This is a genomic window from Pedobacter sp. 10L46_2 (assembly GCF_056395165.1).
In genome coordinates this window covers 1-7091 of sequence record NZ_JBFTIZ010000392.1, presented here as the reverse complement: position 1 = coordinate 7091, position 7091 = coordinate 1, and the positions used below count along the sequence as shown (strand labels likewise).

The window sequence follows — 7091 nt, the reverse complement described above, 5'->3', positions numbered from 1 at the left end:
GTAGTGATGAGGAACTAAAGGTTATTCTCGAAGAATATCACGCGTCTGAAATTGCGATCTTATTTGAAAGTTTAGCTAAAGAGGACAAGCAGCGCATTATCAACCTTTTATCGGTAGAAATCGCTTCAGAAGTCATCTCAGAGATGCACGAGGAGTCGCATCCTGAAGAACTTTTGCTTCAGTTGCATCCCGATAAGCGGACAGAGATTGTTGAGGAATTGGATTATGATGATGCTACAGACATCATATCTCAACTGGAGGAACACGAACAGAAAGAAATTCTTGGAGATCTGAGTGAAGATGATGCTTCGAGCATCCGTAACTTGTTAAGTTACCACGAAGAAACTGCCGGTGGTTTGATGAACACGGAGTTTATCCGTATAAATTTAAACCTGACCAAAAAGGACGCTATTGATGAAATTATCCGCCAAAGCGAAGAGATTGAAGAGTTTTATACTGTTTATGTAATAGACGATGAAAATACTTTTCAGGGGATTGTTTCTTTAAAGGACATCATTAAAGCCAAAGGAAATGTAAAAATAACAGAGCTTGTTAAAGCTGAGGTTGCATGGGTACATCCGGATACAGATCAGGAAGAGGTTGCCCGGCTTATTTCTCAATACAACATTACCAGTATTCCGGTTTTAGACAATGACATGAAATTGCTAGGACGTGTAACGTTTGATGATGTTATTGATGTTTTAGAGGATGAAAATACTGAGGATATCTTAAARATATCAGGGGTATCGGAAGATGAGGAACTAAGTGGTAACTGGGTTGAGGCTGTGAAATCGCGTTTACCATGGTTGATATTGAATCTAGGAACGGCGTTTCTCGCTTCTGGGGTTATCCGTCATTTTGAGCCCACTATTAAGCTAATTGAAGTATTGCCTGCTTACATGACAATTATTGCCGGAATGGGCGGTAATGCAGCTACTCAGGCACTTGCTGTAACCGTGAGAAGGATTTCACTATACGACCTTACGGATAACCAGGCATACAGAACAGTATTGAAAGAGGTTACCGTAGGTCTTATTAACGGTGCCGTAACAGGCTTAATTGTATTTTTATTTGCCGTGTTTTTTGATTCTAATCCAATGCTTGGATTGGTGATTTTTCTGGCTATGACAGGTAATTTGTTAATAGCCGGCATAACAGGAGCAGGTATTCCATTAATTTTAAAGCGGGTTGGAATTGATCCGGCCATTGCTTCTTCAATAATTATTACAACATTTACAGATGTTTTCGGATTTTTGCTGCTGCTGGGTTTAGCAAGCAAGCTTTTACTTTAATTCTATTATTCATTATTATATGCAACCAACAAAACACAACTGGACAAAAGAAGAAATATCAGCCATATATCATAAGCCATTTTTGGATCTCGTTTACGAAGCAGCAACAATACACCGCGAGAATAAAGACTATGCAGAAGTGCAGGTGAGTTCTTTGATCTCGATAAAAACAGGTGGTTGCGCCGAAGATTGCTCTTATTGCCCGCAGGCAGCACGTTATCATACTGATTTGGAAGTTCAGCCTTTAATGCAGGTTAGCCAGGTGGTAAGTGCAGCTGTAAAGGCTAAAGAAGGCGGTGCATCACGTTTGTGCATGGGGGCGGCATGGCGCGAAGTACGTGATAACCGTGACTTTGATCGTGTAATTGAAATGGTGAAGGCCGTAAATGATATGGATATGGAGGTTTGCTGTACATTAGGTATGCTTACTGAAAATCAGGCCCAACGACTTGCTGACGCAGGTTTATATGCCTATAATCATAATATTGACACTTCAGAAGATGATTACAAGCGCATTATCTCGACCCGTACTTATGATGATCGCCTGAATACTATAAAGAACGTGCGTAAAGCAAAATTAACAGTATGCAGTGGTGGTATTATCGGATTAGGGGAAACTGTTGAAGACAGGGTTTCTATGCTGCAGACCTTAGCAAATATGGCTGTCCACCCGGAGTCGGTTCCGGTAAATGCATTGGTTCCGGTGAAAGGAACACCATTAGAATCGCAACCACGTGTTCCAATTTGGGATATGGTTAGAATGATTGCTACAGCACGTATTGTAATGCCGAATTCGGTAGTGCGATTGTCGGCAGGTAGAAATGAAATGAGCACACTGGAGCAAGCATTTTGCTTTATGGCAGGAGCAAGCTCTATTTTTGCCGGTGATAAATTACTGACTACACCAAACCCGGCGTTTGTTGACGATATGGCTATGTTTGAACTGTTGGGCTTAAAGACCAGAGATGCTTTTAAAAATGGAAGACCTGCGAATACACTTGCAGATAAACAGACTGAGGCAGCAGTTTAATCATTAGAGAATTTTACATAAAAAGAGACCCAGACGTAATGCCCGGGTCTCTTTTTATGTAATAAAAGGCCTTACAAAGCTGTAACCCTTGTTTCAATATTGCCTTTAGTAGCTTTAGAATAAGGACATGCCCTGTGTGCTTTTTCTGCCAGGTGCTGAGCTTCTTCGGTAGTTATCCCTGGAATATGTACATCCAGATCTGCTGATAAAACAAAGGCGTTTCCATCTTTATTAAAAGACACCTGAACATCTACAGTTGCCTCGGAGGTATCAACGCCATCGTGTTGTGCAATTGAGCCGAGTGCGCCTAAATAGCAGGCTCCCCAGGCAGCGGCAAATAGTTGCTCCGGATTTGTTGCACCGCCTTGTCCGCCTAACTCTTTTGGTTTTCTTAAATCGAATTCTATTATTCCGTCACTAGATTTGATATGTCCATCGCGACCGCCTTTAGCGGTTACAGATGCAGTATACAGTTTTTCCATATTTTTCATTTTACAATGAAATTATAACAACAGCGGCAGAACTAAAGTTTTACAATTTAATTTTTTCTGATAGTTTATAGATATCGTACGCTACCTTTTGGATCATGTCAAACTGCTCTGCAATGATTATCTCATCACTTTGCTCATCATCGTTAACATTCATATTTCTTCTGATTAATGGAACGTTATTAACCACTCCGGTATGGTCTTTGTTATACAAAGATAATGTAGCTATATAAGAGGATAAGAGGTGATTTAGGGCAGTAAACTGATGTAACTCCTTCATCATGATTTGCTTGCTTTTTGGCTCAGAAAACATACGCTGAAATAGCGAGGCCAGATTTGCTGTTGTTACATAAACTTCTTTTCTGGCTACCTTATAGTTAGTTAGATCTGTAACCTGCTCTGAATAAAACAGCTTAACCTGTTCAAAGTATCTTATGTTTGCGGTTAGCGTGTCCATCATGGCCTCCTTGAGCTTTTCATACTCCCAATTTGGAAACAATGAATAGCTGGCCAGCATTGCGATACCTGATCCTATTAATGTGTCGTAGATTCTTTCGCGGGCCAGGGAGAGACCTCCAAGGCCAAGGAAATCAAATAATACTAATATATAGGGTGTCATGAAAAGTACACTTACTACGTAATTTTTGCGCTGAAAGCTGTAACAGCCAATCATACATATCAGTAAAATCACAAAGAGGGTGTTTTTATCGTCAATGTAGACCAATATTCCCATACCAACGAAAGCACCAATTACAGTGCCTATCAGACGCTCTATATTTCTTTTTTTAGCTAAACTAAAACCTGGTTTAGAGATTACCAGTATGGTTAAGAGTATCCAGTAGCTATGAGAGAAACTTAAAGATTTTGCGACAATAAAACCAATAAGCATTACTATAGCAACCCTTAATGAATGCCTGAAAGTTGAAGAGTTAAAGGTTATGTTTTCAAGTAATAGTTTAAAATCGATATTTTGTCTTGTAATGAATCTTTCAACCTCAATGTTACGTGGTTTAAGGTTCTTTTTCTCACTTTTATTGAAATATCCATTGATGGTTTTAATTCTAGATAGGATATTTTCTATGTTTACCTCAATATTCTTTAAAGCGATGATACCAAGCGTATTATATTGATTTTCCGTATTATTAACTTCAAGTGCAGTAATTTCATTTTTTAGTTTAGCTACATCTTCAATTAGCGAAGTGGGTAGGCTAGGGGTGCTTCCTGTTTTTAAGGAGAAGGCAATATCATCGAGCTCATCGGCTATTTTTATAATTACGGATTCGTAATGTATCAAAATTCCTGAAGCATCAAATTGTTCATGAAGTTGCTTGTAATTGTAATAGGTAGACATTACTTGTTCGAAGAGATCGACCATATCTACAAAAACCAATAGGAGGAACCTGCCTTCGGGAGTTGTTTCTCTAACTATTTCTCTAGTTTTAAATAGAACTTCTCTAACAGCATCTTGTTTTTCATGTACGGTGACTTGCAATTGAAGTAAATCAGCATAATTATCGTCGTAATCTGTATTTTGACGATAAAATTTCGCTTTTGCTCTTAAAAACTCGCTAACCGAGTGGATTGAGTCACTAAGGGTTTGCTGAACAATTCGATATGGCCTTAATCTATAGAAAAAGTAGCTGAGCAACGTATACCAAATGCTACCAGCGAAAATAAGTAAAGCAGAGAACAGAACTTCCGTCCAGGGTCTAATGTCATCAATACTTAACACCATGATCAATAATGCAGCGGTTCCAATTGAAGCAGCTCTTAAACCATATAGAAAAAACATGGAGAACACAAAGCTGAAGGCAGCGATAACAATTCCTGTAAAATAAATATTGCTGTTGGTAAGCCCGACAATTATAAATATTAATGTGATTAAAACTGTGGTAATTAACATGGCATTTCTGCGATGTATAATTGGGCCAGGAGAATCGACAACGCTAGCACATAAAGCTCCCAATGATAAAGTCATACCATATTGAAGCATTCCAAACTGGGCTAAAATTAAAGAAGGACAAAGAACACCGAATGTAATTCTCAGGCCGTCAGCAAAGTAAGTGCTAAGCAGGAAATCATGAATACTTCTAATGGGACGATCAAACATATTGCAAATTTAGCAGATCAAATACCAATAATTTGACAATTTTTAAAACTATGTATCAGCAAAATCACTTATTGCAAAATAATAAAAAAACTGATAGAACGCACTTACAAATAATATTATATATAAGTCACATAATTAATATTATGTTAAGTAATAAATTGCACATCTCTCTTGTGAGGGATGTTATCCGAATTAAAACTCTTCTAGTTTGGATTTAAGTTCTTGAACTTTATCCAGCTTGTTCTTACGCGTATAGATTTCTATTAACAGCTGGACAGTTGGTTTATCATTCTGATTGATCTCATGAGCTTGTAGTAATGCAACTTCAGCTCTGTTAATGAATGATGTAAATTTCTGATTTTTATCTGCGCTGGTTGATTTTAAGGCTTCATTGGCAGATTGTATATACGCGACACCTAATTGGTACAAAGCATCGAAATAATTCTCATCTATAACTAATGCTTTATTATAAGCCAATTCTGCCGTTCCTAAGCCGGAATTATTTTGGTATAGGTATCCATATAGGAAATAAAGTAATTTGTTGGCTGTGTCAGTCTTAAGTGTATTCTCAATAACTTTTATCGCTTCAACATATTTTTCGTTATCAAGTAATAAGTTGATGTAGTTGTTAGTCAAATTTACATCTCCGGCATTTACTCGAATTCCATCTTCAAGTGTTTTGATTGCTTGGTCGGTTTCAAATTTTGAAGTGTATATATTGGCAAGATTCTGAAATATTGCGGGATTTCTTGCTCCGTTTTCTTTTGCTCTTTTGAAATATTCGAGCGCATTGTCGAAACCTCTGATATTTTGAGCAGCTAAAGCTGTATTAACAGCTAAAGTGGTATCTTTTGGAAAAAAATCACTTACTTCTTTTAATAAGCTGAAGGCTGTTGTGAAATCATTCTTTGCGAAAGCTGCATTTGCTTTTTCCTGCTTTTTGATATTAATATTGTATATAGATGCCTCTATTAAATGGGTATTTGTTTGAAATTTATCTAGTCTTTTAGCTGAATCTATAGCCTCTATGGCTAAACCATAATATTTATCGGAATTACCCTCATTAGGATCTGTGATAGCTACATATGAGCTTAAGTATGCTTTAATTGCCCATGTTTCAGGCCATTTCTTTGTTTTCTTATCATTCTGCGCAGCTTCGCTCGCTTTTATCCCTTCCCCTATTATTCCCAATTGTGCATTAGCATCTTGCTTATTGTTTATGGCCATTTGCAATTTACCTACGCTATTTCTTGCTATTAGAAGTTGACTTTTTTGTGAAAAAGCCAGGTTCCAAGTCGTTACAACTAAAAATATAAGCATATATAATAGCTAAGTTTTCCAAAGTATTTACATGTTTTGGATCTATATCAAGTGCTGCTTTATAGTAAGGAATTGCCTGATCTATGAATTTAGTCATTTTAGTACCCAACTCACTAAATTCTTTAGTTTTCTTAGGATCTAAAGCATTTCTTTGAGTTTGTATAGCAAGTGCTTGTTTATAGTAAGTATCACCTAGTAACGACTGATAGTTTGCATTTTTAGGCTCTTTTGCTACCAATTTACCAAGCATTTCCTGTGATTTAGCAATATCTCCTCTTTTTAAGTAAATGTCAGTTTCAACACCTATAAAATAAGGATCCTCAGGATACTTAGCAGATGCTTCTTTTAATATAGTTAAACCTGCAACACTATCCTTTATATCATCAAAAGTAGTTTTGATGATATCATTATAAAGCATTTTAGAATCTTTGTAGTTCAGCTCAATAGCTCTTTTAAAGTTTCTAACTACTTCAGGGTAGTTTTTTGCTTCTTTAGCCACAACACCAGCGTTGATAAACATGGCTGTGTCATTAGGGTTTTTGGCAGTTACTTCATTAAATGCTGCTAAAGCTCCAGCGAAATCTTTCTTTTGGTAAGCGTAGATTCCTCTGTTTCTCATTGCATCCTGAATAGTCAGTCTGGCATTTTCAATGTTTTCTTTTTCATTGCCTTTAGTATCTAATGCTTTTGCTTTTTCTACCGCTTCTTCAGCAATTTTTTGATTTGCAGATGAATTGGCAGCATCTAATGAATCTACCAATGCAATTCTTGAAGCAAATAATGCTCTGTACGACCAAGATTCAACCAGGTCTTTAGATTTCTCATGAGCAATTGCTTTATCTGTATGTGCC

General features: G+C 37.1%; 6 protein-coding genes. 2 read left to right on the top strand and 4 right to left on the bottom strand.

Annotated elements, in window-relative coordinates:
• The coding region (mgtE, locus tag AC1DDX_RS25605; RefSeq protein WP_477622841.1) for a magnesium transporter at window positions 1–1292 on the top strand (1292 nt) is incomplete at its 5' end.
• Between the two features lie 19 nt (window positions 1293–1311).
• A complete protein-coding gene (gene bioB, locus AC1DDX_RS25600) occupies window positions 1312–2322 on the top strand; it encodes a biotin synthase BioB (RefSeq protein WP_288879351.1) in 1011 nt (336 codons plus the stop codon).
• Window positions 2323–2393: 71 nt separating this feature from the next.
• Here the strand turns inward: bioB and AC1DDX_RS25595 are convergent, their stop codons facing one another.
• The 4 genes from AC1DDX_RS25595 to AC1DDX_RS25580 form a co-directional block, all read right to left on the bottom strand.
• The gene (locus AC1DDX_RS25595) at window positions 2394–2804 is read right to left on the bottom strand and encodes an organic hydroperoxide resistance protein (protein ID WP_172662970.1); all 411 of its coding nucleotides are present in this window, start codon (window positions 2802–2804) and stop codon (window positions 2394–2396) included.
• A 49-nt stretch (window positions 2805–2853) separates the two neighbouring features.
• A complete protein-coding gene (locus AC1DDX_RS25590) occupies window positions 2854–4920 on the bottom strand; it encodes an FUSC family protein (protein WP_477622840.1) in 2067 nt (688 codons plus the stop codon).
• A 192-nt stretch (window positions 4921–5112) separates the two neighbouring features.
• Window positions 5113–6147 (bottom strand): tetratricopeptide repeat protein, encoded by a 1035-nt coding sequence (locus AC1DDX_RS25585; RefSeq protein ID WP_477622839.1) that lies wholly within the window; start codon window positions 6145–6147, stop codon window positions 5113–5115.
• Between the two features lie 16 nt (window positions 6148–6163).
• Window positions 6164–7091: tetratricopeptide repeat protein (locus AC1DDX_RS25580; protein ID WP_477622838.1), on the bottom strand; the 928-nt coding region annotated here is incomplete at its 5' end.